The organism is Rivularia sp. PCC 7116 (assembly GCF_000316665.1).
In the GTDB taxonomy this organism is placed as follows: Bacteria; Cyanobacteriota; Cyanobacteriia; order Cyanobacteriales; family Nostocaceae; genus Rivularia.
Map to the genome: position 1 here is coordinate 5,591,795 of NC_019678.1, position 24,130 is coordinate 5,615,924.

The 24,130-nt window shown below is 38.7% G+C and carries 22 protein-coding genes; 15 read left to right on the plus strand and 7 right to left on the minus strand.

Going from position 1 to position 24,130, the window contains the following annotated elements:
* Positions 1–631: 631 nt before the first annotated feature.
* The 3 genes from RIV7116_RS21590 to RIV7116_RS21600 form a co-directional block, all read right to left on the minus strand.
* A complete protein-coding gene (locus tag RIV7116_RS21590; RefSeq protein WP_052330846.1) occupies positions 632–1,288 on the minus strand; it encodes a nuclease-related domain-containing protein in 657 nt (218 codons plus the stop codon).
* A gap of 183 nt (positions 1,289–1,471) precedes the next feature.
* Positions 1,472–2,050 (minus strand): Uma2 family endonuclease, encoded by a 579-nt coding sequence (locus tag RIV7116_RS21595; RefSeq protein ID WP_015120442.1) that lies wholly within the window; start codon positions 2,048–2,050, stop codon positions 1,472–1,474.
* Positions 2,051–2,130: 80 nt separating this feature from the next.
* On the minus strand, positions 2,131–2,604 hold the full coding sequence (locus RIV7116_RS21600; protein ID WP_015120443.1) for a hypothetical protein: 474 nt from the start codon (positions 2,602–2,604) through the stop codon (positions 2,131–2,133).
* A gap of 207 nt (positions 2,605–2,811) precedes the next feature.
* Here RIV7116_RS21600 and RIV7116_RS21605 point away from each other — a divergent pair, with 207 nt between their 5' ends.
* From RIV7116_RS21605 to RIV7116_RS21625, 5 genes are all read left to right on the plus strand, one after another.
* Positions 2,812–3,726: a CPBP family intramembrane glutamic endopeptidase gene (locus tag RIV7116_RS21605; protein ID WP_015120444.1), complete on the plus strand. Its 915-nt coding sequence runs from the start codon at positions 2,812–2,814 to the stop codon at positions 3,724–3,726.
* A gap of 137 nt (positions 3,727–3,863) precedes the next feature.
* Complete coding sequence (locus RIV7116_RS21610) at positions 3,864–4,586, plus strand: pyridoxine 5'-phosphate synthase (RefSeq protein WP_015120445.1); 723 nt, start codon at positions 3,864–3,866, stop codon at positions 4,584–4,586.
* Between the two features lie 601 nt (positions 4,587–5,187).
* Positions 5,188–5,970, plus strand: coding sequence for an ester cyclase (locus RIV7116_RS21615; RefSeq protein ID WP_015120446.1), 783 nt, complete (start codon positions 5,188–5,190; stop codon positions 5,968–5,970).
* 86 nt (positions 5,971–6,056) lie between these two features.
* A complete protein-coding gene (locus RIV7116_RS21620; protein WP_015120447.1) occupies positions 6,057–6,386 on the plus strand; it encodes an MgPME-cyclase complex family protein in 330 nt (109 codons plus the stop codon).
* A gap of 203 nt (positions 6,387–6,589) precedes the next feature.
* Positions 6,590–7,270 carry a hypothetical protein gene (locus RIV7116_RS21625; protein WP_015120448.1) on the plus strand — a complete coding sequence of 227 codons (681 nt, stop codon included), beginning with the start codon at positions 6,590–6,592 and terminating at the stop codon, positions 7,268–7,270.
* Positions 7,271–7,353: 83 nt separating this feature from the next.
* Here the strand turns inward: RIV7116_RS21625 and RIV7116_RS21630 are convergent, their stop codons facing one another.
* The 3 genes from RIV7116_RS21630 to folD all read right to left on the minus strand — a co-directional run bounded on the left by RIV7116_RS21630 (position 7,354) and on the right by folD (position 9,776).
* On the minus strand, positions 7,354–7,809 hold the full coding sequence (locus RIV7116_RS21630; RefSeq protein WP_015120449.1) for a divergent PAP2 family protein: 456 nt from the start codon (positions 7,807–7,809) through the stop codon (positions 7,354–7,356).
* Between the two features lie 95 nt (positions 7,810–7,904).
* Positions 7,905–8,840, minus strand: coding sequence for a geranylgeranyl diphosphate synthase CrtE (gene crtE / locus RIV7116_RS21635; protein ID WP_015120450.1), 936 nt, complete (start codon positions 8,838–8,840; stop codon positions 7,905–7,907).
* Between the two features lie 57 nt (positions 8,841–8,897).
* Entirely contained in the window at positions 8,898–9,776 is an 879-nt protein-coding gene (gene folD / locus RIV7116_RS21640; RefSeq protein WP_015120451.1) for a bifunctional methylenetetrahydrofolate dehydrogenase/methenyltetrahydrofolate cyclohydrolase FolD, read from the minus strand.
* A gap of 161 nt (positions 9,777–9,937) precedes the next feature.
* Here folD and RIV7116_RS21645 point away from each other — a divergent pair, with 161 nt between their 5' ends.
* From RIV7116_RS21645 to RIV7116_RS21695, 10 genes are all read left to right on the plus strand, one after another.
* Positions 9,938–10,342, plus strand: a complete 405-nt coding sequence (locus tag RIV7116_RS21645) for a hypothetical protein (protein ID WP_015120452.1) — start codon at positions 9,938–9,940, stop codon at positions 10,340–10,342.
* Positions 10,343–10,420: 78 nt separating this feature from the next.
* Positions 10,421–10,867 (plus strand): NUDIX hydrolase, encoded by a 447-nt coding sequence (locus tag RIV7116_RS21650; protein WP_015120453.1) that lies wholly within the window; start codon positions 10,421–10,423, stop codon positions 10,865–10,867.
* A gap of 1,485 nt (positions 10,868–12,352) precedes the next feature.
* Positions 12,353–13,438: an AI-2E family transporter gene (locus RIV7116_RS21660; protein WP_015120454.1), complete on the plus strand. Its 1,086-nt coding sequence runs from the start codon at positions 12,353–12,355 to the stop codon at positions 13,436–13,438.
* Positions 13,439–13,659: 221 nt separating this feature from the next.
* Positions 13,660–15,021 carry an APC family permease gene (locus RIV7116_RS21665; RefSeq protein ID WP_015120455.1) on the plus strand — a complete coding sequence of 454 codons (1,362 nt, stop codon included), beginning with the start codon at positions 13,660–13,662 and terminating at the stop codon, positions 15,019–15,021.
* A gap of 61 nt (positions 15,022–15,082) precedes the next feature.
* A complete protein-coding gene (locus RIV7116_RS21670; RefSeq protein ID WP_015120456.1) occupies positions 15,083–15,733 on the plus strand; it encodes a class I SAM-dependent methyltransferase in 651 nt (216 codons plus the stop codon).
* A gap of 104 nt (positions 15,734–15,837) precedes the next feature.
* Complete coding sequence (locus tag RIV7116_RS21675; protein WP_015120457.1) at positions 15,838–16,455, plus strand: TetR/AcrR family transcriptional regulator; 618 nt, start codon at positions 15,838–15,840, stop codon at positions 16,453–16,455.
* Between the two features lie 77 nt (positions 16,456–16,532).
* Positions 16,533–17,984, plus strand: coding sequence for an efflux RND transporter periplasmic adaptor subunit (locus tag RIV7116_RS21680; protein ID WP_015120458.1), 1,452 nt, complete (start codon positions 16,533–16,535; stop codon positions 17,982–17,984).
* 104 nt (positions 17,985–18,088) lie between these two features.
* On the plus strand, positions 18,089–18,517 hold the full coding sequence (locus RIV7116_RS21685; protein WP_015120459.1) for a DoxX family membrane protein: 429 nt from the start codon (positions 18,089–18,091) through the stop codon (positions 18,515–18,517).
* A 198-nt stretch (positions 18,518–18,715) separates the two neighbouring features.
* Complete coding sequence (locus RIV7116_RS37080) at positions 18,716–22,072, plus strand: efflux RND transporter permease subunit (RefSeq protein WP_015120460.1); 3,357 nt, start codon at positions 18,716–18,718, stop codon at positions 22,070–22,072.
* A 439-nt stretch (positions 22,073–22,511) separates the two neighbouring features.
* A complete protein-coding gene (locus RIV7116_RS21695; protein ID WP_015120461.1) occupies positions 22,512–23,129 on the plus strand; it encodes an N-acetyltransferase in 618 nt (205 codons plus the stop codon).
* Positions 23,130–23,436: 307 nt separating this feature from the next.
* Here RIV7116_RS21695 and RIV7116_RS21700 read toward each other — a convergent pair whose 3' ends face one another.
* Positions 23,437–24,105 (minus strand): hypothetical protein, encoded by a 669-nt coding sequence (locus RIV7116_RS21700; RefSeq protein WP_015120462.1) that lies wholly within the window; start codon positions 24,103–24,105, stop codon positions 23,437–23,439.
* Positions 24,106–24,130 lie beyond the last annotated feature (25 nt).

A 24,130-nucleotide genomic window follows, 5' to 3' on the forward strand; every position in this document is an offset into this window, starting at 1 on the left:
TTGGTGCCAATTATTCTCTGTAAGTAAATAAGAGATTAATTAAAAGAAGATTTGAGTGTTACTGAAACTTTAAAAGCAGCGATCTAATCCATACTTCCAAAAAATTTTTAAGCTACAATCAAATAATCATTTGTATCAATAAAAGTAATACAGTAAAAACACTACTGATAAGTAGTCGTGCAAAATTAATTTTACCCGCACTGAAAGCTTGAAGTTATTGGGATTGCTTCGTTCCTCGCAATGACTATACACAATTAATTTTGCCTTTGTCACAATACGAGCGTTGGTGCGTGATACTATAGCAATCCTAGATGAATCATGAGAAAATACTGAGCTTTATTCAAATAAGTAAGTTAAATTTTTAATTCTTGTTTTGACGCTAAATTAAGCTTTAAGGCAATAAAGTAGATTAATACTGACCTTAATAAATACTCTAGTTAAATTACGTAATTTCTCATATATGATTTAGGATTGCTATACAAGACTTATTATTACGTTTAAAATTGCTCAAAGTGTTAATTAACAGGAATAAAGCCCGAAGTTAATCTACACCGCCTTTTGCTGGCTCTACAATACAATGTGCCATTTGCGGCTATTCCTAATACTTTTAGAGAAATGATAAAGAACCCATTCACTTATCTAATCTCAACAAAGTATCAACCAAATTACCGAGACTAACTACATAAACGCCATTAACTTCATCATTAGAAATATCTACACCACCCCTGGTAAAACAAAGCATTGCAGTTACCCACTTTATACCTTTCAAAAGCCTAACTTCTTTTGCTTGTCCTTTCACTTTATAAAGTAGATTGCCTTCTCTAAAATCATAAATATTTTTACCATAACGTCTTCTTAAACGTCCGCTTTCAGATATTTTTGTTCCACCATGAGACTTAACATCAATTACGTACCAGTTATCTTTGGGTGAATGCAACACTATATCGGCATCTCCCCATTTTTTTATTCGCAAATTATATTCAATTTGCCATTTTTGTAATTCTAAGACATTTAATATATCGGCTACATCAGTTTCGGCTTTAGCACCGCGTCGAGCATCTAAAGCTCGTTGTTGAAAGTATTTACCGCTACGATAAAAATAGTATGAACTACTGAAACCCGTAAATAAAAACAAAACTCCTATTGAAGAAGTACTGTAAATAATAAATAAACATAGTGTTGCTATTGCAACACCCGCAGCTAGAAAATAACGTATCATTGCTGATAACTTTCTTTTTCTAGCTAATTTACGGATATATTCACCCGGTTGTTTTATTCTTGTTGACAACTTTTTAGTTAGTTAAAATATATTAAAAGTATGTATTATAATTAAGCTTTTTCAGCATATTTGATACTTAACTTTACGTTTAAAAAACTACTGTTAATTATTGCCAAAACAAAATTATCAGTGTTACTAATATTATTGATAATTATTTCTTTGTTTTACTGTTACAGCATTACCCAAAATATATTATTCCCAAATTTTCTGCATATTAAGCACAAATCCAGGTAAAATGTCTTCTCCAGAAAGAGTTTCAGGTAATCTCAAAACTTCGACATCTTTACCAGGACGATAAATTTCTACTTCCTGCTTTTTACGCTTTATCAGCCAACCCAAACGGCAGCCATTTTCAATATATTCAATCATCTTATTTTGCAGTTTTTTCACATTATCGGAAGGTGACATGATTTCAATCACAAAATCGGGACAAAGAGGAATAAATTGTTCTTTTTGTTCCTTTGTTAAACCATTCCAACGAGACTTTTCTACCCAAGAAACATCTGGCGAACGGTCTGCACCAGATGGTAATGTAAATCCAGTTGATGAATCAAAAACTTCGCCGAGTTGCTTTTCTTCGTTCCACAAATATATTTGAGCGTTAATACTAGAGTTACTTCTCCCCGTTTCTCCTCCTGTGGGTGGCATAACAATTAATTCCCCTTCAGCGTTACGTTCTAGTTTTAATTCTGGGTTTATTTCACATAGTTGATAAAATTGTTCTCGGGTAAGTTTAATTATCGGATTTAAGTTGAATGTAAGTGAAGTCATACAATTTTATATTAATAATTATTCCCTCTATCTCTTCCCAATGCCCAATGCCCTATTCCCAATTACCAATCCCCTATTTTTTAATTAGTAGCATAATCTAAAACTCTTTCCCAACCCCAACGCCAAGCAGTTTCTATCAACATTTCTTTACCGTTTATAAATACAATATATTCCTTACCGCTTTCATAAATAATATCGGCAACAAGTTGATTGCGCTTGTCATATCCCCAGATTTTTGCAGCACCTTCCCACCATTTTTGTCCAGGAGACTTTAAATTTGGTAAATCCAGATATTCATCACGCCATTTTACTGGTTTCCATTTCTCATTTAGCGATCGCACTAAAATAACGCTGGCATGATATTCATATTTTTGCTCCTGCAACCATAATATATAGCTAATTGCTGCTCTTAAAGCATCTTCGAGTCCGTCTGAACAATCTTCCAAAGCATCCCATACTTGGGAATGCGAAAAATTCACACCAACAACAGCCAAAGCTCTTTCGTACTGTTTAAATATTTCGTATTCTACTGAATCTTTATTGTCTAACCACACTTTTAATTACTCCGCTTAAAATAAATATTATTAATATTCTTTAATTAAGATTGCATTTGAACACTTTATTTTAATGTAACAATATATGTATTTATGCTAGATATATTGAGTTAAATTTTTTACTATAATCATACATAAATAAAATGATAGAAGTCATCAAAACTTTTAAGAGTCAATTAAGAGTAAATAGTTTATAAATTTCAGCAAATGAGTCAAACTTATCTAGATGTCGCACGACAAGGTAAAAACAGTTGGTGGCGCTATCTATTAGGAATAATAATTATACTGTTTTTCTGGTTATTATTAGGTGGTATCGTCTCAGGTCTTTTAATATTTTCACGTTTCGCAAATCAAGGATTTAGTCAGGCGGAGTTGATAAAGCAAATAGAAGCTTTTTTAAGAACACCTTCGCTGCAAGTTTACTTAATTATAAACGTTCAATTTCTCTTTTTTATGCTCGGAATATTTCTGAGTATGCGGTGGCTGCATCAGCGTCGTTTTTTAACTTTAGTTGGTGCAGATGCCAAAATTCGATGGCAACGATTCTTGCAAGGATTTGGAGTCTGGTTTTTAATTCAATTAATTATTTTTGCTGTCGGTTATATATTACAGCCAGACAATTTAGAATTTGCTTTTAAACCAGTTCAATGGTTGACTTTGCTAGCTTGTGCTGTTGTATTAACCCCCATACAAACTTCTGCTGAAGAGTTATTTTTTCGCGGCTATATATTGCAGGGCTTCGGATTAATTACAAAACAACCATTACTATTAATGATTATTAATGGTTTTTTGTTTATGCTACCCCATTTAGGCAATCCAGAAGTTCAAAGAGGATTGTTATGGATGGCTTTATACTACTTTGCTTTTGGTGTTTTTTGTTCCTTATTAACCCTCAAAGATAATCGATTAGAACTAGCTTTAGGCGCTCATGCTGCAAATAACTTGTTCATCATATTATTTGTTAGCACAAAAGATTCAGCAGTACCCGTACCTGCAATGTGGTTAGTTAAAGAAATTGGCGAACCGCAATGGGGAGTAATATGGTTTTTGGTTAAATGTAGTTTGTTTTATTTAATTATTTTTGGTTTAAGAAAGAAGGGAATAGTGAGCAGTGAGCAGTGAACAGTGAACAGTGAGCAGTTACCAATTACCAATTACCAATTACCAATTACCCGTTACCAATTACCAATTACCAATTACCAATTCTGGTAAAATCAGTTTTTATGTAAACTGCAAACTGCGAACGGGAGAAAACAGGGGTGCTGACACTCGGTGTAAATATCGATCATATTGCCACTATTCGACAAGCTCGACGGACGGTGGAACCAGATCCCGTTGCGGCTGCGGTGCTGGCTGAGTTGGGTGGTGCTGATGGTATTACCGTACATTTAAGGGAAGATAGAAGGCATATTCAAGATAGGGATGTCCGAATTCTGCGAGAAACTGTTAGAACTCATCTGAATTTGGAAATGGCTGCTACCGATGAAATGTTAGCGATCGCTCTCGATATTAAGCCCGATTATGTAACTCTAGTACCGGAAAAGCGCGAGGAAGTGACTACAGAAGGCGGTTTAGATATTGACGGTCAAGTTGATAGAATCGGTCATATAGTTGATAAGTTGCAAAGTGCTGGTATTCCCGTAAGTTTATTTATTGATGCTGAGGAATCACAGATTGAAGCATCTGTCAAGGTGAAAGCAAAATTTATTGAACTGCATACGGGAAGATATGCAGAAGCTAAAAATGAAGTCACCAGAAATATGGAGTTGGATTTGTTAGCCTACGGTTGCAATCAAGCCAGGGAAGCAGGATTGCGAGTCAATGCCGGACATGGGCTTACCTATACCAACGTTTATCCCCTGGCGAGTATTGAAGGCATGGAAGAACTTAATATCGGTCATACTATTGTCAGTCGCGCTGCTTTAGTTGGCATGGAAAGAGCCGTTAGAGAAATGAAACAAATTATGCACGGGAAACATTGACAGTTAACAGTGAGCAGTGAACAGTTATTCTGAATTTAGTGTCAAAAACCCGGTTTCTTTGTGATTTTAGAACCAGAAAAATATGCTTTTATGACAAGAAACCCGGTTTCAATCTGGTTCCCAGGTTCTACCTGGGAATGCAGTTAGCTCGGCTCTGCCGAGGTTGAAATCGAGGCAGAGCCTCAAGCGATGGGTTCCCAGTCGAAGACTAGGAACCAGTCAACAACCGCCTTGGAATAAATTCTTAGGCTGAAACACAAAGTCGTCTAAAGGCGACTAAATAAGGCTTTTAGTGCGTTTTAACGTACTTTGTATATGAGCCTTGAAATTGATTTCAAGGTAATCTGGTTCCCAGGTTCAACCTGGGAACTAGTATTTGGAGGCTCTGCCTCCATCAGATATGAAAATGCTGCTTCCGGTTTTTTTGCACTTAATAACTTTTGCTAAAGAGCAGGCTGCGATAAATCAACCGGCGAATAGTTAACAACGAACGGTAAGCTGCGAACAGTAAAAATATCTTGATAATTGATAATCAATAAAAGGGGTGAAAACTGCGGAATTCCTTAATTTTATTGATATACAGCCCGGAAGAAAGTTTGATATGAGCGCAACACAATCTCAGAATCTACCTTTGTGGGTACAGGAGAGAGACAAAATAATCGCAGGAAGTATCGACTCGGAATGGCGTGGTGGTAAACCCCCCGATTATTCTGAGTCGAATCAAGGTTTGGCTGCCGAAAGTTTAATTCATCATCCTGCGGGTTCCCTCGAAGCTATTGTGGAAAATTTGGTGAGAGCTTTTGAATTAGAAGCTTCTTTCAAAACCAATACGAAACAGTGGTTATCGGTTGTCAACGAAAAGTTTCGCATGAGTAGCAACGGTGGTGAAGAATTTACTGCCCAAGATGTTTCTGCGGCTGGAACTTACAACTTGTTTATTGGTGAAGCTGAGGAATACAAAGCTTCTGAGGAGAACTTTGAATCATCCGGCAGACTATTCCGCAGCGCCTTCCCCAAAGGTTTTTTATGGGAAGTTTTGGAAGTTTACAGTTCTCCACCAAACGTTACATTTAAATGGCGGCATTGGGGAACTTTTAATGGTACATATAAAGACTATGCTCCTACAGGGGAAGTTGTGGAGATAATAGGAATGAGCATCGCCCGCGTTACCGATGACTTGAAAATTATCAATGTGGAACACTACTTTGACAACACTCAGTTTTTTACCAAGCTGACGAGCAGTGGAAAACATCAAAACGACAAGTCAATATGGGCTACAATCAAAAGACTTTTCTCGGGAAGACAGACAGAGCCAACATCGCAGCAGCTAGCAATTAGCTGTCCGTTTAAAAAATTAGCTAATCCTTTCAATTCTTCAAATTAAATTGCGCTCGGACGCAGTAATATATGCTGTGTCCCGATTATTTGTTTAATTAATTCCGTCAACTATTCAATCGAACAAGAGTGACAATGCAAACATATTATTACGTACTAGCTTCTCAACGCTTTTTATTAGAAGAGGAACCTTTAGAAGAGGTTTTGAAGGAGCGTACCCGCTATTACCACGAACAAGAGAAAGAAATCGATTTTTGGTTAGTTAAACAACCAGCTTTTCTGGAAGCTGCGGCGATGTCTGAAATTAAGACTAAGTGTCCCCAGCCAGCAGCAGCGGTGGTTTCTACCAATTCTCAATTTATTACTTGGTTGAAGCTACGTTTAGAATATGTGGCAACGGGAGAATTTCAAGCACCATCGCCGGAAATTCCTAATGCTTTAGCATCTCTAGCTCCTGTTTCTTAAGGAGGAGATTTCTAGTAAAATACATCGTATTGATGGGTACGAATAGTTACCTTCTTATCTTTTCTCAAAGCGGGTGCGGCTCATCCCCCGCCCGATTTAGTAGTTTCTAATTCTAATTAATTAGGAAATTTCAGCTTTAGAAGAAATCAAGAAATATTGATAAAGTTTTTTTTACTATGGCGTGTTTTAGGGGAATAAAATCTATGAATCCGATTAATTTAAGTATTTTAAGCAAATTTAAAATACCAGCCGCTTTAGTTTTATCAACAGCGGGTTTGCTATGCGGTATCAATTCTGGCTCAGCCCAAGCAAATCTTCCCACTTGTCAAGCTCCCAGAATGGGCGAATATTTATTATTAGTAGTTAGTCCTACAAAAGATAATCAAACCCAATTAAAGCGGGTTTTACCAACAAAAATCACAACCAATACCTGTAAATATCTCGACGATACAGTTACCCGTATCGGTGGATTTAAGAAAATTGACGATGCCAATCGCTGGGCAAGGTATATTAAAGATTCTGCTGGCTTATCTGGAATAATTACAACAAGACCTACAGCTACACCAACACCGTCTCAAGCAGGAACTCGAGGAGCGCAAGCGAGTACCGTTAGCTACAAACCTCGCCGCTTGGGCAGCGGTTACGCTGTATTAGTAGATTACTACAATCGTCCTCAATTAGCATCTGACGTTGGTAAAGCTGTTAAAGGAGACGTAGGTTTTGTTGCTTACGGAAGAAGACCTTATTTATTAGCAACTTACACTAGCGATCAAAAAGAAGCTTATCAAACTTTAGAAGAACTTTCCAAACGCGGCTTTTTCGCCATCATCGTTGATAGTGAGAAAGTGATGCTATTGCGTTCCGTTGTTAATTTACCGAATTAGTTGATGATCCACACCCGACCGGTGAAAGTTGATAGTTGATAGTTGTTCTACTAACCACTAACTACTAACCACTAACCACTAGCTTAATAAGCTGCTTGAGCTAACCAAGAAACGGTGACACCCAAAGCCGAACCGGCTATGACTTGAAAGGGTGTATGTCCGAGTAATTCTTTGAGACGCTCGGCAGCGATTTCTGGATGATCGTGAAACATTTCATCAATAACTTGGTTGAGGATGCGTGCTTGTTTTCCGGCAGCTTGACGGACTCCAGCAGCATCGTACATTACAATAATGGCGAAAATAGCAGCCAAAGCGAACTCGGGGGAAGCCCAGCCGATAGTTTGTCCGACACCAGCAGCCAAAGCCGTTACTAAAGCCGAATGAGCGCTGGGCATACCTCCAGTGGTCACTAAAACACTCGCACTCACTTTACGGTTCTTGATAAACTCGATTAAGAGCTTTAAAGCCTGGGCTGTTAAACAAGCTATCAAGGCAACTATTAGTACGTGGTTGTCAAAGATATTGCCTATGTCTTGCATGGTATTACGGTTGAATTAGGGTAATATTAGCAGTGGTTGTGCGCGTGAGGAAGTGTGGGACACTACTTATTCACATCCCAAATCTAAAAATTGAATTAGTTACTGCGACTGGTGATGAAATAAGCGAGGGCAACTAAAGGTTTAGCTTGCTCTCCGAATGGTTCTAATTCAGCACAAGCGGCTTCTACAAGCAGTTGTGCTTGTTTCTTCGATTCTTCCAAGCCCCAAAGACTGGGATAGGTAACTTTCTGTGCTTCTAAGTCTTTACCAGCAGTTTTACCTAATTGCTCTTGGGTTGCGGTGATATCCAGAATATCATCAACTATCTGAAATGCAAGTCCAATATTTTGGGAATAGCGTTGGAGTTTTTGAATGTCTTCTGGGGATGTTCCCGATAAGATACCGCCACAAACAACACTGGCTTCTAAAAGGGCGGCTGTTTTATGGTTGTGAATAAAATTCAAAGTTTCTAAGGAAACATCTGTTTTTCCTTCCATTTCTAAATCTACAACTTGTCCCCCCACTAAACCAGCAGCGCCCACCGCACGCCCCAAACGGGAAATTACCTGTAGAATTTGGGTTGGCGGCACATTTTTGGTGTTAGTTGCCACATATTCAAAAGCGTAAGCCAACAAACCATCCCCGGCTAAAATTGCTACATCATCGCCATATACTTTGTGATTGGTTAACTTACCGCGACGATAATCATCATTATCCATTGCCGGAAGGTCATCGTGAATTAAAGACATGGTGTGAATCATTTCCAAAGCGCAAGCCGTGGGCATTGCTATTTCGGTATTGCCACCAGTCATTTCACAAGTAGCCAAACATAAAATTGGACGCAAGCGCTTGCCTCCAGCTAAGAGAGAATAGCGCATTGCTTCATAGATTTTTTCTGGATAAACTACGGCAATGGAATTATCCAAAGCTGTTTCCACAAGTTTTTGTCGTTCCTTGAGATAAACCGATAAATCAAACTTTGATTGTTTAGATTCCGTTTCATTTTTTGTCAGATTATCTGCTGCAACCATTGTAAATGTCCTTAATTTCCTGGTAATTGGTAATGGGTAATTGGTAATGGGTAATTGTTAACTGTTCGCTGTTAACTGGTAACTGCTAACAGTATTTTCCAACAACATTGCAACAGTCATAGGTCCAATACCACCGGGTACTGGGGTAAGATAATCTGCAACGGTTGCAACTTCATCAAACCTGACATCACCAATTAAGCGACTTTTGCCGTTTTCGTCAGTTATGCGGTTTATCCCCACATCTACCACAACTGCGCCCTCTTTCACCATTTGGGCGGTAATTAATTGAGGAATTCCCACCGCACTCACCAGGATATCGGCATTTTTTGTAATATCTTGTAAATTTTGGGTGCGCGAATGAGCCATAGTAACGGTGGCATTCGCTGCTAATAACATCATCGACATTGGTTTCCCTACCAAAATCGAACGTCCCAATACTACAGCTTGTTTTCCTTCTAAGGAAATTGAATATTCCTGCAACAAACGCATTACCCCCGCAGGAGTACAGCTGCGTAATCCCGGCTCTCCCCTTAACAATTTTCCTAAATTCAGGGGGTGGAGTCCATCAACGTCTTTTTCCGGAGCAATTTGGTGTAGTAGAGCGACTGCATCCAAATGAGGAGGGAGAGGTAGCTGTACTAAAATCCCATCGACTCGTTCGTCAGAATTTAAATTATGAATTACTTCTTGAAGTTCGTTAAAACTGGTTTCGGTGGGAAAATGCCGGTTAAACGAAGTAATTCCCACCTTGGTGCAAGCTCGTTCCTTGTTGCGGACATAAGCAGCGCTTGCGGGATTATCGCCAACCATCAACACCGCTAAACCAGGAGTACGTCCTACTTTAGATTTGAGTTGGGCTATCTTAGTAGAAAGTTGTTCGTGAATTTTTAAGCCTAGAGCTTTACCGTCAAGCAGTTGTGCTGTTTTTGTTTCCATGAGCAATTTTAAGTCAGTAAATACGCCACGGCATTCACCATATTAAATATCTTCTCAGATAGTTTGCTGTACGCTCAATAGAATTTATCAAGGAAAAAGTTTTATAAACTTGGGATGGCTGGGAACTATATATATGAAAATTACGACAAACCAAGCGAGTCATGGTTAGATTACTCAATAAGGTGCCTAAAATGCAACGAGTCAAAAGCAAAATGTTTCTTTGGGGTTTAGCTCCTTGCTTAATCTCGGGACTATTAAGTTGCAGCAACTTGAGCGAATACGGAATGAACGCCATCGGCGTAAATGTTACTTCCATTGGCGAGTTAAAACCTCCTAAAAGCGATAACGAAGCTCCCGTTTACATTCAAGGCAAGGTAGAAAGAAAAGTACCTTTGTTAGAGCAACAAATGTATCAGATCGAGGACTCTACTGGCAAAGTTTGGGTATTAACCAATCAAAACAGTTGGAAGGTAGGAGACAAAGTTGTAGTTAAAGCATTACCCCAGTACGAAAGCATTCCTGTATCTGGTACCGATTTAGGGGAAGTTTATTTGGAAGAGAAGTAATTATTAATGGGTAATTGGTAATGGGTAATTGGTAATTATGAAGCTTAGATTATGATTGATTTTTATAAATAGCTAACAATGGATAATCAACAGGTGCATCATGTCGCGATCGCTATTCTCTACAAAGACAATAAATTTCTCATGCAGTTGCGAGATAATATCCCAACTATTCCCTATCCGGGTTACTGGGCATTTTTTGGCGGACATATTGAACCCGGTGAAACTCCCGAAGTTGCCGTGAGAAGGGAAGTTATAGAAGAAATCAGCTATACATTACCAGAAAAAATTTACGAATTTGGTCGTTATGACTCGGAAAAAGCAGTACGTCACGTTTTCCACGCACCATTAGAAGTTGAACTAGATAAACTAGTCCTCGGTGAAGGTTGGGATATGGGTTTAGTAACCCCCGAAGAAATCCGCAACGGTAAATGTTATTCAGCAGCAGCAGCAGAAGAAAGACCTTTAGGTGATGTGCATCAACAGATTTTGCTCGATTTTATTAAATTGGGAATAGGTAATGGGTAATTGGTACTCCTATCCCGCTCTAAGATTTCCGGCTAAAAATTTCTCCCTCACTCTCTCCCTCTCTCACTCCCTCCCTCAATCCAAACGGTAATCTTCTGCCGGGAAGGGAGTAATAGGTAATAGGGGATTGGACATGAAGGATTAGTCATTGGGCAATATTTGTAATATTTGGATATAGCTAGGGATTTGTTCGGCTCCCACTACCGTCTGTTTTTTTATTTGAAATTTTTACCAATTCCCCATTACCCATTACCCATTCCCAATTACCAATGCCCAATCCCCCATGCCCCATGCCCTATTCCCACTATCAATTACCTTTCTCCAAAAAATAATTCACAAACTTTCCGGAATAGATGGAAATACGGTGGAAGTAATAATTAACTTGACGAATTATATAGCCAATTTTTATAAGGAAACCGGGGAACTTCACTTATAACCCCGCTAATTATGAAAAGCTCAGTCTTAACAACTGGGCTTTTCTTATTTTTAGATGGGGAATTGGGAATTGGGGATTGGGCATGGGGCATTGGGGATGGGAGATTATAAATACCTTTTCCACTAAAATCGCGCTCCCCGTCAGCATACCTCTGGAGCAATTCTTCACCATCCATTATTTAATTTCTCTTCCACCTCTTTCCTCTGCGTTCTCTGCGTCCTCTGCGGTTTTTTTAATTAATAAAGCAATCGCTACAACAAAAACAGAAAACCTTATTATTTCACCAATTTATCTTTCAACCTCAACAAAAACCCCAAAACCACCTTTATATAATCAAAACTTTTCCTAAAACCCTTAATTCATCAAACTTCTGTATTCATATTCCTTCACAACCTCGTTACCAAACTTCACATAACTAATTTAATTGACAGTATTCTCAATTAGCCCATGAGATTACAAGACTTTCCGCTGTAACATGCTATTGTTATTTTGAGGGAAGCAGTTTATTCACTTTTCAAATTTACGATAATTTTAAAAAATAAATCTCTTAATTCAACAGCAAATAGCCTCATATTTACATCATTGACGTACTACAAGATTAATATTTTAGAGAAAAACAGCCAAAAATGCTCTATGTTCAAATTAAGCAATGTGAATTTTGCTGTGATTGATAATACTAAAAACAGCTTTGATAAGTACGGATATTGACAAAAAAGTTGTTATACCATTTCTTTATAAAGATGCGCCGAATTCAGCCCCTGAAGAGGGGCTTTGTTTGGTTAGCCCCACTCTTACAGAGTGAGGGCGTTTAGCGCAGCCTCATACAGAATTGGTATTAGTAGTTAGTGGATAGTTGTTGGTGGTTAAGAATTAGGAATTAAAAGTTGAAAGTTTAAATTTGAAATATTAATTTCTCTTCGTCTCTCCTAATTACCAATGCCTCATGCCCAATCCCCCATGCCCAATTCCCAAATAAAAAGTATTCGGTTGAACTAGCCCAACAAGCTAAAACCGCAATAAACTAATAACTATTGTGGATTTACGGTGCTATGGCTGTTATGTTCAAACTGCCGCGATGGTTAAGTTTAGGATTGGCTTTTCCGTTGTTTATTCTGAATGCTTGGGTATTGCTTGGGGTTATCAATTATCTTCAACCCTTAGTCAATATAGTTATTGCTGCGATATTATTAGCTTTTGTTTTAGAATATCCGATTGGTTTTTTGCAAAAACGACGGGTAAATCGTAATTTTGCAACTGCGGGAGTCTTATTATTAGCGCTGATAATATTTGCGGCTTTAGCAATTACAGTACTACCGTTAATTCTCGAACAGGTAAACGAATTAGTTAATATATTGCCAGCTTGGATTGATTCTGGTACGCAGCAGTTACAAACTTTTCAAAATTGGGCTGCGACTCAACAGCTACCAATTAATCTTAGTGGTTTACTTCCCGATATACTAAATAGATTATCCAACCAAGTTCAAAGTTTAAGCGGAAGAATAATAGGTTTAGCATTCGGTACAATCGGCAGCGTTTTCAATATTTTGCTGACGGTAGTGCTAACTTTGTACATGATTTTAAACGGCGATCGCCTGTGGGAGGGGATATTAAAATGGTTTCCCGAACGCATTGGTAAACAGGTAAGCGAGTCTTTGAGTGAAGACTTTCAGAACTACTTTATCGGACAAGCTACTTTAGCTACGATTTTGGCAACTGGGTTAAGTTTAGCTTTTGTAGCGTTGCGAGTTCCTTTAAATTTATTATTTGCTTTAGTTATTGGATTTTTTGCTTTATTTCCTTTCGGTACTGGTATAGGAATTACTTTAGTTAGCTTATTGGTAGGGTTGAAAAACTTTTGGTTGGGAATCGAAGTTTTAACTGTAGCGGTAGCGATTGACCAATTTAACTATAATTTTGTAGCTCCACGCATTTTAAGTAAATTTACGGGCTTAAATCCAGTCTGGGTAGTAATTTCTTTGTTAATTGGAGCGAAATTGTTAGGAGTATTGGGATTATTAGTTGCGATTCCCTTGGGTAGCTTCTTTAAAAGCGTTGCCGATGGTTGGCGAGATGGGGAATTTAATATTGTTGATGAGAAGCAATTGGAAGAAGAAAAGTTAGGAGTAGAAAGTTAGGAATAATTAAATTGGAAATTCATCTTAATTTAATATTTTCTTCATATTGTCATTTCTGTGTCACATTTGTCTGGGATGCTTAAACACAATTGAATTCGGGGTACAGAGTCATGAATCAACTCTGGTTATGGAAAAGAAAGAAGAAAAATATTTATATCAGTCCCGAGACTGAAATAATGCAGTTAGTATCATAAATTTTCGCATCAAAGGATGGTACTAACGTGAGTAACTCGAAAAAGAAACTGACAGTATCGCTCGAATTGTCGGAAAAACAAGCTTCTCTAGGATTATTCGATGCTGTTTCGATAATTGTGGGGATTGTCATTGGAGCGGGAATTTTTGAAACTCCTGCTTTGGTAGCTGCAAATGCTGGCAATGGAATAAAGTTAATTGGGCTGTGGCTTGTTGGTGGTATCATCTCTTTAATTGGAGCTTTATGCTTTGCAGAGTTGGCAACAACTTATCCCCATCCAGGTGGTAGCTATTACTATCTACACCGCGCATTCGGTAAACGAATTGCTTTTTTATTTGCTTGGGCACGTTTGAGTGTAGTGCAAACTGGTTCGATTGCTCTTTTGGCGTTTGTTTTTGGTGACTATACCGCACAGATATTTAGTTTAGATGGCTTAGGTAATATTGGTAATTATTCAGCATCTATCTATGCGGGTTTAGCCATAATTATCTCAACTGGGTTGAATATTATTGGGATTCGGCAAGGTAAACGAGCGCAAAACTGGTTAAGCGTTTTAAAAATTTTGGGTTTGATTTTAGTTGTAATTGCTGGGTTGATTTTCGCATTCACTTTTGCTCCCGCTCAACCACCACCTACCTCGTCGAATGCTTCTAATAATTTGGGTTTAGGATTAGTCTTCGTGCTTTTGAGTTATGGAGGTTGGAATGAAGCAGCTTTTATTTCTGCTGAATTAAAAAATGCCAAACGCAATATTCTACGCTCTCTAATATTAAGTATTGGCATCATCACGGCTATTTATATACTGATTAATTTTGCTTACCTCCAAGGTTTGGGAATCAATGGAATGGCTAACTCTAAAGCTGTCGCTGCTGATTTAATGCGGCAAGCTAATGGTGAATCTGGAGCAATTTTTATTAGTTTGCTAATTAGTATTTCCACCCTGGGAGCGCTCAATGCCAGTGTTCTCACTGGAGCCAGAAGTAACTATGCTTTAGGAAAGGATTTCTCGCTGTTTTCCTTCCTGGGAAAGTGGAACAATGCTACTAATACCCCAACAAATGCATATCTGCTTCAAGGAATCATTGCTTTAGCATTGATAGTGCTAGGAAGCATAACCCGCAAAGGTTTTGAAACTATGGTGGATTTTACAGCCCCAGTGTTTTGGTTCTTTTTCTTACTCTGTGGTTTGTCTCTGTTTATCTTAAGAAACCGAGAATTCCATGTAGAAAGAGCTTTCCAAGTTCCTCTCTATCCATTAACACCGATTATCTTTTGCCTGACTTGTGGTTATTTAATTTACTCAAGTACTGTTTATACGGGTATAGGTTCGCTTGTTGGTGTAGTTGTGGTTTTGATTGGAATTCCGTTAGCAGTGAGCAGTGAACAGTGAAGGGTGAATAATAGTTTCTATTCTTTTGGATGGGTATTAATTTAATCAAAGGAGAAAAAACATGATTGTCGAGCGTATCAAAACTTTAATTGTTATCGGTTTGAGTATTTCAACTTTAGGGATGATTAGCTGTAGCAAAGAGAGTGTTCAAGCGGAACAGAATCTAACGTCAGGAGATGAAACACCATCAGTAAATATCTCAAAAACTCCAAAGGCTGATGTACCTTATGTACCAACAGCCAATGAAGTTGTGGAAAAAATGCTGAAAATGGCTAAGGTTTCTAGTAACGATGTTGTTTACGATTTGGGTAGCGGTGATGGACGTATTCCTATCGCTGCTGTTAAACAATACAATGCTCAAAAAGCTACTGGTGTGGAAATTAATCCCGATTTAGTCAAAGAAAGTCGAGAAAATGCGAAAAAAGCCGGTGTTAGCGATAAAGTCGAGTTTTTACAGCAAGATTTATTCAAAACAAATTTTAGCGATGCGACAGTGGTAACGCTTTATTTATTACCTGCAATCAACTTGAAACTGCGACCAAAATTATTACAGGAACTCAAACCAGGTACCCGAATCGTTTCCCATGCTTTTGACATGGGTGATTGGAAACCAGAGCGCGTTGAGCAAGTAAGGGATAAAAACGGACGCAGCTATACCCTCTACCAATGGACTGTACCCGAAAACGTTCCCAAAAATCTGCTTGAACAGTGAACAGTTAGGAGTTAATAGTTATATTCCCCAATTACCCATTACCAATTCTCAATTCTCAAATTTGCCAACATTCATACTGGTATGTATGATAGATAATCATATATATGCATTTAATTATGGCAACTGTTGTAGAACATAGAGAAACCAAACAAAAGCTGTTAGAGAAAGCTTTGGATTTGATTTGGGAAAATAATTACGATTGCGTGGGTATTGTCCAAATTTGTACGCAAGCAGGAGTTACTAAAGGTGCTTTTTATCATTACTTTAAATCAAAGTCTGATTTAGCAGCAGCAGCATTAGAAGCACGCTGGTTAAAGGTTAGGAATAGTTTTGACCGCGTGTTTTCTCCGCAAAATACATCTTTAGAAAGAGTTGATTTTTACTGCGAACTGATAATATCCATGCAAGCAGCAAAACACGCTCAAACCGGACGAGTGCTTGGTTGTCCGTTTATCTCCACGGGACAAAGTACCAGTGAAGATAAGCTCAGAAGTATTTCTGTGGAAATTACTGAGCGGATGACTAAATATTTTACTTCCCTGGTTGCGGATGCTCAACGAGAAGGTATAGTGGATAAAGATTTAAATCCAATTAATATTGCTCGATACATGTATGTATTTGTACAGGGAGTCTTAACCATTGGTAGATTGAAAAATGATTTGGAGTCTGTTAAAACTGATTTAAAACCAGGACTATTAAGAATTTTAGGTGTATCTGAATAAATTTTTTATGGATTTATTAATTGTCTGTAACGGAGAAAAGTAAGAAAAAAATTTTCACTATAAACATACCAACTGGTATGCATAAAATTTTCAAATCTTTACAAATTAGTCATTATCTATTACCCCCCAAAATCATGAGTCAATTGCAGCCACCAAATACAGTTTCAGAAACGGAATTAAAAGCGAGTTTAGAGCAAAATTTGCAGCATAGTTTAGAAAAGCAAGATATAAGTACGGACGTTATAGCTGTAGAGAGCAAGCAAAGAAAACCTTGGTTAGCGCTGTTATTATTAATCTCGGTTGGAATTAACGGAATAGCATTTTTTAGAGTATTTAATCCCAGTCGTCAAGCTGAGAAACCAGCAACGGCTGCCTCTGTTAAACCACGTCCACCAAAAGCTGTAGAAGTAACAACGATATCGAAGGGGAATAGTACTAGAAACGTACAATTATTGGGACAGGTAGAATCTCCGCAACAAGCTACTATCAAAGCTAGAACTACTGGTGTTATCAAACAAATGCTGGTACAACCGGGTGATAGAGTTACACCGGGGATGACAATCGCAGTACTTGATAATGCCGATCAGCAATTAGAACTTTCCCAAGCACAAGCTCAGCTTGCTCAACAAAGAAGCGAATTAGCAAGATTAGAAGTTGGAACCCGTCCGGAAATTATAGCTCAAAGGGAAGCTGCTGTCCGTGCTGCGAGAGCCAGGGAAGCGGAAGCTGTGGATAATTTGCAGAGAAGAACGAAGTTAGTAAGAGAAGGTGCGATCGCGCAAAGATTGTTGGTAGAAGCAAGAGCCGCGGTAGACAATGCCAGGGGAGAAAGATTAGAAGCACAAGCGGAATTATCAGAAGCAAAAGCTGGTCCCACTCGTGAAGTGATTGAAGCGCAAAAAGCTAATGTTGCGGCTGCGATGTCAGTGGTAAATCAAGCGAAATTACAAATCCAGCGCACTAATATAAAAGCAAATTCCGGTGGTGTTGTTTTACAAAGACAGGTAAGTACCGGTGACTACTTACAAAACGGTGGTGAAATAATTACTTTAGTTGCAGGGGATAAGTTAGATATTTTCTTGGAATTACCGGAGCAATTAAGCTCTCAAGTAGCTGCTGGAACTAAGGTAGAATTAACCGCTCGTGCTTTACCGCAATGGAAAGGAAATGCCACAATTACGGGGGTTGTACCTTCAGCGGATGCTGCTTCGAGAAGACAAACAGTAAGAGTGAGATTGGATAATCCACCCCAGGGATTATTACCAGGAATGGCAATTGCAGGGAATTTGCAATTAGTAGCGAATACCGAGGGGTTTATTGTTTCTCGCGATGCATTAACTAGGAAACAAGATAAATGGTTGGTATTTGCTGTTGATAGCGGTAATGTCAAGCAGATAGAAGTTGAAATGGTTGCGGATATGGGACAGCAAGTAGCTATTTCTGGTCAAGAATTAAAATCAGGTCAGCAAATAGTATTGCGTGGTGGAGATGGTTTGAGAGATGGAGCGAAAGTAAAGGTTAAAGGTTAAAGGTTATTATCTTATCCTAAAAACTCTTTCTCTCCTTATTCCTCCTCAGCGTACCTTTGCGAAATCCTCTGCGTACCTTTGCGTTTCAAAAATAGGTAAGAACAATGACAGATGAAAGAAAAATTCAGATTAGTTTAGCGGTTATTCGCATTTCCACAGCAATGTTTTTTCTGGTTTGGTCTTTACGAAAAATAATTCAGCCAGAATCAACTCAAGGTATATTTTCTAAGTTCTATTTTTTAGAAGTATCTTCTGTATTTTCCTATGTAGCAGGTACAATTCAAACTCTACTTGTCCTAGCATTTCTAATCGGTTTATTTAAAACCTGGACTTATGGAGCCATTTTAGGAATGCATCTTTTTTCGGTGTTATCAACTTATAAACAGTTATTTAATCCCTACGAAAGTCCAAATACTTTATTTTGGGCTGCTGTTCCTGCTTTGGGTGGATTGATTGCTTTATTTCTATTACGAGATAAAGATAAATTTTTGACTGTGAAGATGGGGAGACAATTAACAACGAACACGGATTAAATGGATTTCGCTGATTTCACGGATGGTTAATTTTTTGATGGTTGGGATTAACAAGTAACCACTAACCACTAACAACTAACAACGAACACGGATTAAATGGATTTCGCTGATTTCACGGATGGTTGATTTTTTGATGGTTGGGATTCACAAATAACCACTAACCACTAACAACTAACTACTAACAACTAACTACTAATAATGAGTTTAATTAAAACTGCCGTCCGTTGGCGACATGGAACTTTTGTTTTATTCTGTATTTTGGCACTATTCGGTGTTTTATCTTTATTAAGTCTGCCTTTGGAATTGCGCCCTGGTGGCGATCGCCCGGAAATTACAATTAGTACTAGTTATTCTGGTGCTAGCCCTAGGGAAGTTGAGGAGTTAATTACTCGTCCAATAGAGGAAAGGTTGGAAGAAGTACAAGGAATCCAGGAAGTTACTAGTAGTAGTGCTTCTGGTATTAGTACTATCAATTTAGAATTTAATTGGGATAGCGATATAGATAGACGGTTAGTGGATGTTTTGAATAAACTCCAGCAAGTTGAAGCATTACCACCGGAAGCTGGGGAATCTGATGTAGAAATTGTCAGCGGTAGCAGTAGTCCGATGATGTGGACGATACTGGTTGCGAAAGAAGGTTTTACGCCGAATGACGAACATTATCGGGATTTGGTTGATGATGTCATTGTACCAAGATTCCGTCAAGTGCAAGGTGTGGGGCAATTTCTGGTTTCTGGTGGTAGGGAAAGGGAAGTAGAAGTTGTTGTCGATCCTAAAGCTTTAGCCGACCGCAATCTTACTATTGGTGATGTAGTCAATGCGCTGCGTAGTAATAACCGAGATATTCGCGGTGGTCCCTTAGTGTTGGGAAGAAGGGAATATCGAGTTAGAACTGTGAGTCGTTCGACGGATGTGAAGCAATTAGAAGATTTTGTGCTGCGTCGGGATGAATCGGGAACGGTTTATTTACGAGATGTTGCTAAAGCTCAAATGGGGAGAAAAATTCAAGATAGGGCTTTAATTAGAGATAATAAACCGGCGGTTGCGGTGGGAATTGTTCGTCAGCCAAATGCCAACGTACCGGAAATATCTCAAGGCATTCGGCAAGCATTAGTAGATTTAGAAAAGCGGTTTGATAGGGAAGGGGAAGGTATTACTTTTGATATTCCCTATGATGAAAATGACTATATCAATCAATCGATTTCTTTTGTGCAAGGGAATTTGATGATGGGTGCTGTGTTAGCAGCGTTAATTTTATTACTATTTCTTGGCTCTTTACGGACGGTTGCTGTTATTGCAATCACGATTCCTACAACTTTAATTACAGTATTTATTGTATTTGCAGCTTTAGGACGTTCTTTAAATGTAATTAGTTTAGCTAGTTTGGCATTCGCTGTGGGGATGGTGGTTGATAATGCCATCGTGGTGTTGGAAAATGTGTTTACTCATATGCAAATGGGTAAATCACCAGTTAAAGCAGCTATCGAAGGTACCGAAGAAGTTGGTGGTGCAATGTTGGCTTCCACTTTGACAACTATTGCAGTATTTGCGCCAATTGTATTAGTTCAGGGAGAAGCGGGACAATTATTTTTTGATATTGGTATTGGACTTTCCGCATCGGTATTATTTTCTTTATTTGCAGCATTAACTTTAGTTCCGATGCTCTCCGGGTTATTTCTCAACCAAGCAGAAGCACAACGGATATTGCAAGGAATGGGAAATAATGGAGCAGGGAGCAGGGAGCAGGGAACAGGGGGAGAAAGAAGGAATAATCAACAAATTGATTCTTTACTAATTGCTTCCGATCAAATCATCCCAAATCCAACAAATACCTCACCACGCTCTAAGGGACACCCCTCTCCTTACCAAGGAGAGGGAAAGGGGGTGAGGTTTTTCCGGAATGGGTTTTTAGCGATCCAAAATCTAATAACCAAAGTCTCCCAAATATTCCTTTTCTTCCAACGTCGATTTGAAAATTTTCTCCTTGCTACGGTAAGTTGGTCAATAGGAGTCGGACGTAAAGGTAGACGTTTGATAGTATTAGCAATTCCCGTTACCTTACTATTTATCAGTTTTCAACTCCTACCCCCAGCAGATTACCTCCCCGAAGGCAACCGCAACTTGATATTATGGCTAGCACAACCATTCCCCGGAACTAGCATACCCGAAGCCATTAAACTTTCCCAAGGACCTAGAGATTTCGTCAGCGAGCAACCGGAAATCATGCGGAGTCTTTACGTTCATCGTAATGGCTTAAGAGCGATCGCCGCTTTTGTCGAACCAGAGCAAGCAACTGGTAACAAGCTTGATGAAATTGTTGATAGATTTAGGAAGCAGGGGGGTAACTTTCCCGGATATCGTTTTCTAGTACCCCGACGAGTATCAATTTTTCGCGATCCAGGTAAAGAATTTGAAGTTAATATTGTCGGACAAGATTTAGAACAGTTAAATCAATTGCAGCAGCAAGTAATGCAGCAATTACGAGGATTAGAAGGAGTACAAAACGCCCGCTCTAACTTTGTCACCGGAGCGCCAGAATTACAAGTTATCCCCAATCGAGTTAGGTTAGCAGAAGTCGGATTATCGGAAGCTGAATTGGGTGCAGTTGTCGAAGCAGCCTTGGGAGGTTTGCGGGCTTCCGAATTTACCGATGGGAAACGGGAACTTGATGTCACCGTGGAGTTGCAAAATACATCAGTAGAAACACCAGAACAACTACGGCAATTACCGTTAAATATTGGTAACGGCAGACAAGTACAGCTTAGCGACGTTGCCCAAGTTGTGGAAGCCACCGGGCCAGATGCAATTAATCATGTAGACTTAGAACGTTCGATAACTCTCACCGTCAACGTTTCTAGAGAAGCACCTTTGGGTGAATTGATCGAGCAAACAGAACAGCAAATTTTAGAACCCTTACGCGAAACTTTACCAACGGGTTTCCGTGCCGAATTAGCAGGCTCTGCCGATGTGCTATCGGAAACATTAATGCAATTGGGTTCAACTTTTGTTTTGTCTTTATTAATTACCTATTTACTACTTGTTGCCTTATATCGCTCCTTTAGTTTCCCGGTTTTGATTATGGCGACGGTACCCATGGGAATATCGGGAGCATTGTTGAGTTTAATTCTGGCAAATACCATTCCCGGCGTAGTAGTTCCCTTGGATATGATTACCGGATTGGGATTTGTAATTTTGACTGGAGTTGTGGTGAATAATGCCATCCTACTTGTAGATAGGTCATTACAATTACAGCAAGAAGGTAAAAGCTATAATGACTCCTTGTATTTAGCAGTAAAAGACAGATTGCGTCCAATTTTCATGTCAGCAGGAACCAGTGTCTTGGGAATGTTACCATTAGCCGTGATACCGGGGAAAGGTGCAGAACTTTATCAAGGATTGGGAATTGTGTTGACGGGAGGTTTGGCATTTTCCACGATTCTTACACCTACAGTAGTACCTGCATTGATGGGATTGTTACGAGACTTTTCCGGTAACAAGGAAATTGGAACAAAACAGTTGCAGGGAGTCGATGAAGTAGAAGTTACAAACGTTTAAATAACCTCACCCCTTCCCCTCTGCTTGTTAAGTAGAGGGGTGTTTCAATCTTTTTTTATCCCTAATCATTGATATTAGATTTATAGATTTGTAGGTTGGGTTAGACGCTTTTATAATTTAGGTTTGAGTTAAGAATTTATATAGCGTCGTAACCCAACATTGTTAGTAGTTGTAAATAATGCGGGATATTTTGATTTATCTTCAATATTTATGTTGGGTTACGACACCATAGGAAAAATTCTCGTAATAATCAAGTTTGATTTTGGTGTCTAACCCAACCTACGAATAACTACTGAAAAAATTTTTACTATACGCCATTGACAAAACATGAACTGAACTCATATTATTTAAATGTGAGCAAAGTTCACTTTTGAGCATAAGTTGATGTTTGCTCCAGAGTAGAAGAAAAGAAATTTTAATTTATTTACGAGGTAAAAACATGATGACTTCTGAAATTATCCAACTAGAAAAATCCCAAATTGACAAAGCATCTCAAATTCTTGCTACTGCATTCAATCAAGATCCATTTTTTCAGCATGTGCTGCCTCAAGAGGGTAAAGATAAATTATTGTATGGTTTATGGAAAAATATCTTACGGTATTGTCAGCCTCATCACTCTACATATACCACTCCCGAACTTAAAGGGATTGCAGTTTGGATTCCACCAGCAGATTACCCTATAAATCCTCTAAGATTTCTACTCGCAGGATTTTACAAACTTCCTTTCCAGATTGGTTTGAAAAGAATGAGAAACTTTAGCGTATTTAGATTACTTGAAAAATACCACAAACAAGATATGTCTGTACCCCATTGGTATCTGCTTGGATTGGGAGTTTCACCCGATTATCAAGGACAAGGAATTGGTGGTTCACTTATTCAACCGATTCTCAAACAGGCAGATGAACAAGGCTTACCTTGTTATCTAGAAACAGATACACATGGGGCTGTTCGCTTTTATCAAAGACATGGTTTTGAAATCCTTAGAGTTGGCGAAGAACCCGTCCAGTTTTGGACAATGAAACGCGAACCTCGAATTAGTAATAACCCTGGTACTTGAGCAAACCAGAATTATCGGGTGGAGAAGAGATGGGGAAATACTAAGCCACTGCTTTAGTGGGGTTGGGGACTTACGCAAACCGAAATTGTCATTAATATTGATGTTGGGTTACGACACCATGAATAAAATAATCGTTCAAATCAAGCTTCATTTTGGTGTCTAACCCAACCTACAAATTCCTAAAGGTAGCGAACATATCCTTCACTTAGAACAAGCCCTCAGCTTAGTACTCGAACAAGCCAAGATTGCCGGGTAAAGCTAGAGAGGGGGAAGAATTATTGTTTTGTTACTACCCCTCATGACTTAATTATTTTAAAGCAGTTCTGAATTGGTTGAGAATACTACGGGTTGCCATAAATTCTGGATCGGCAGCAAGTTTTTTCAGAGTTTCGATATCGCTTTGCTTAATTATTGCGTTGTAGGCGTTGATAGTCGCGCTGAATTTATTAATATCTACATTCGTCTGATTGTTTTGTATGCGAATCATTCGCTGCATAGACTTGGTAAGTCTTTGAATTAATCGCGAATTTACTCCAGCTTTTTCAAGGAAATTTTGTACTCTACGAGAATCTGTTCTAGCTGTGAGGATAGCGACAACAGCAGCAGTGGGAGAAAGCTCTGCACTATCTATCCTAATAATGTCGTCAAAATTACCATCATTAGTACTATTGGTTTTATCATCGGAACTGCTAATATTTTCACCGCCACTAGTGCCAACGGCTTCATCAATTGCGACTTGGTTAATTACTCTAATCGCAACTGCATTCAAATTTACTTGCCCTGCTGCTGATACATTTATTTGAACACTAGAACTATTGCCACGATTAAAGTTCCCACCACCAAAACTAGAGGAGTCTACGCTGCTTCCATTAACTACTCCTTCACCAGCATTAACTTTTGTAGGCATAGCGCTCATTAAAGAAGCCACCATTATTAACGCTAAACTCAAGTTTAAAGATAATTTTTGCTTTTTCATGATTGTTATATTTATGTTTAATTCA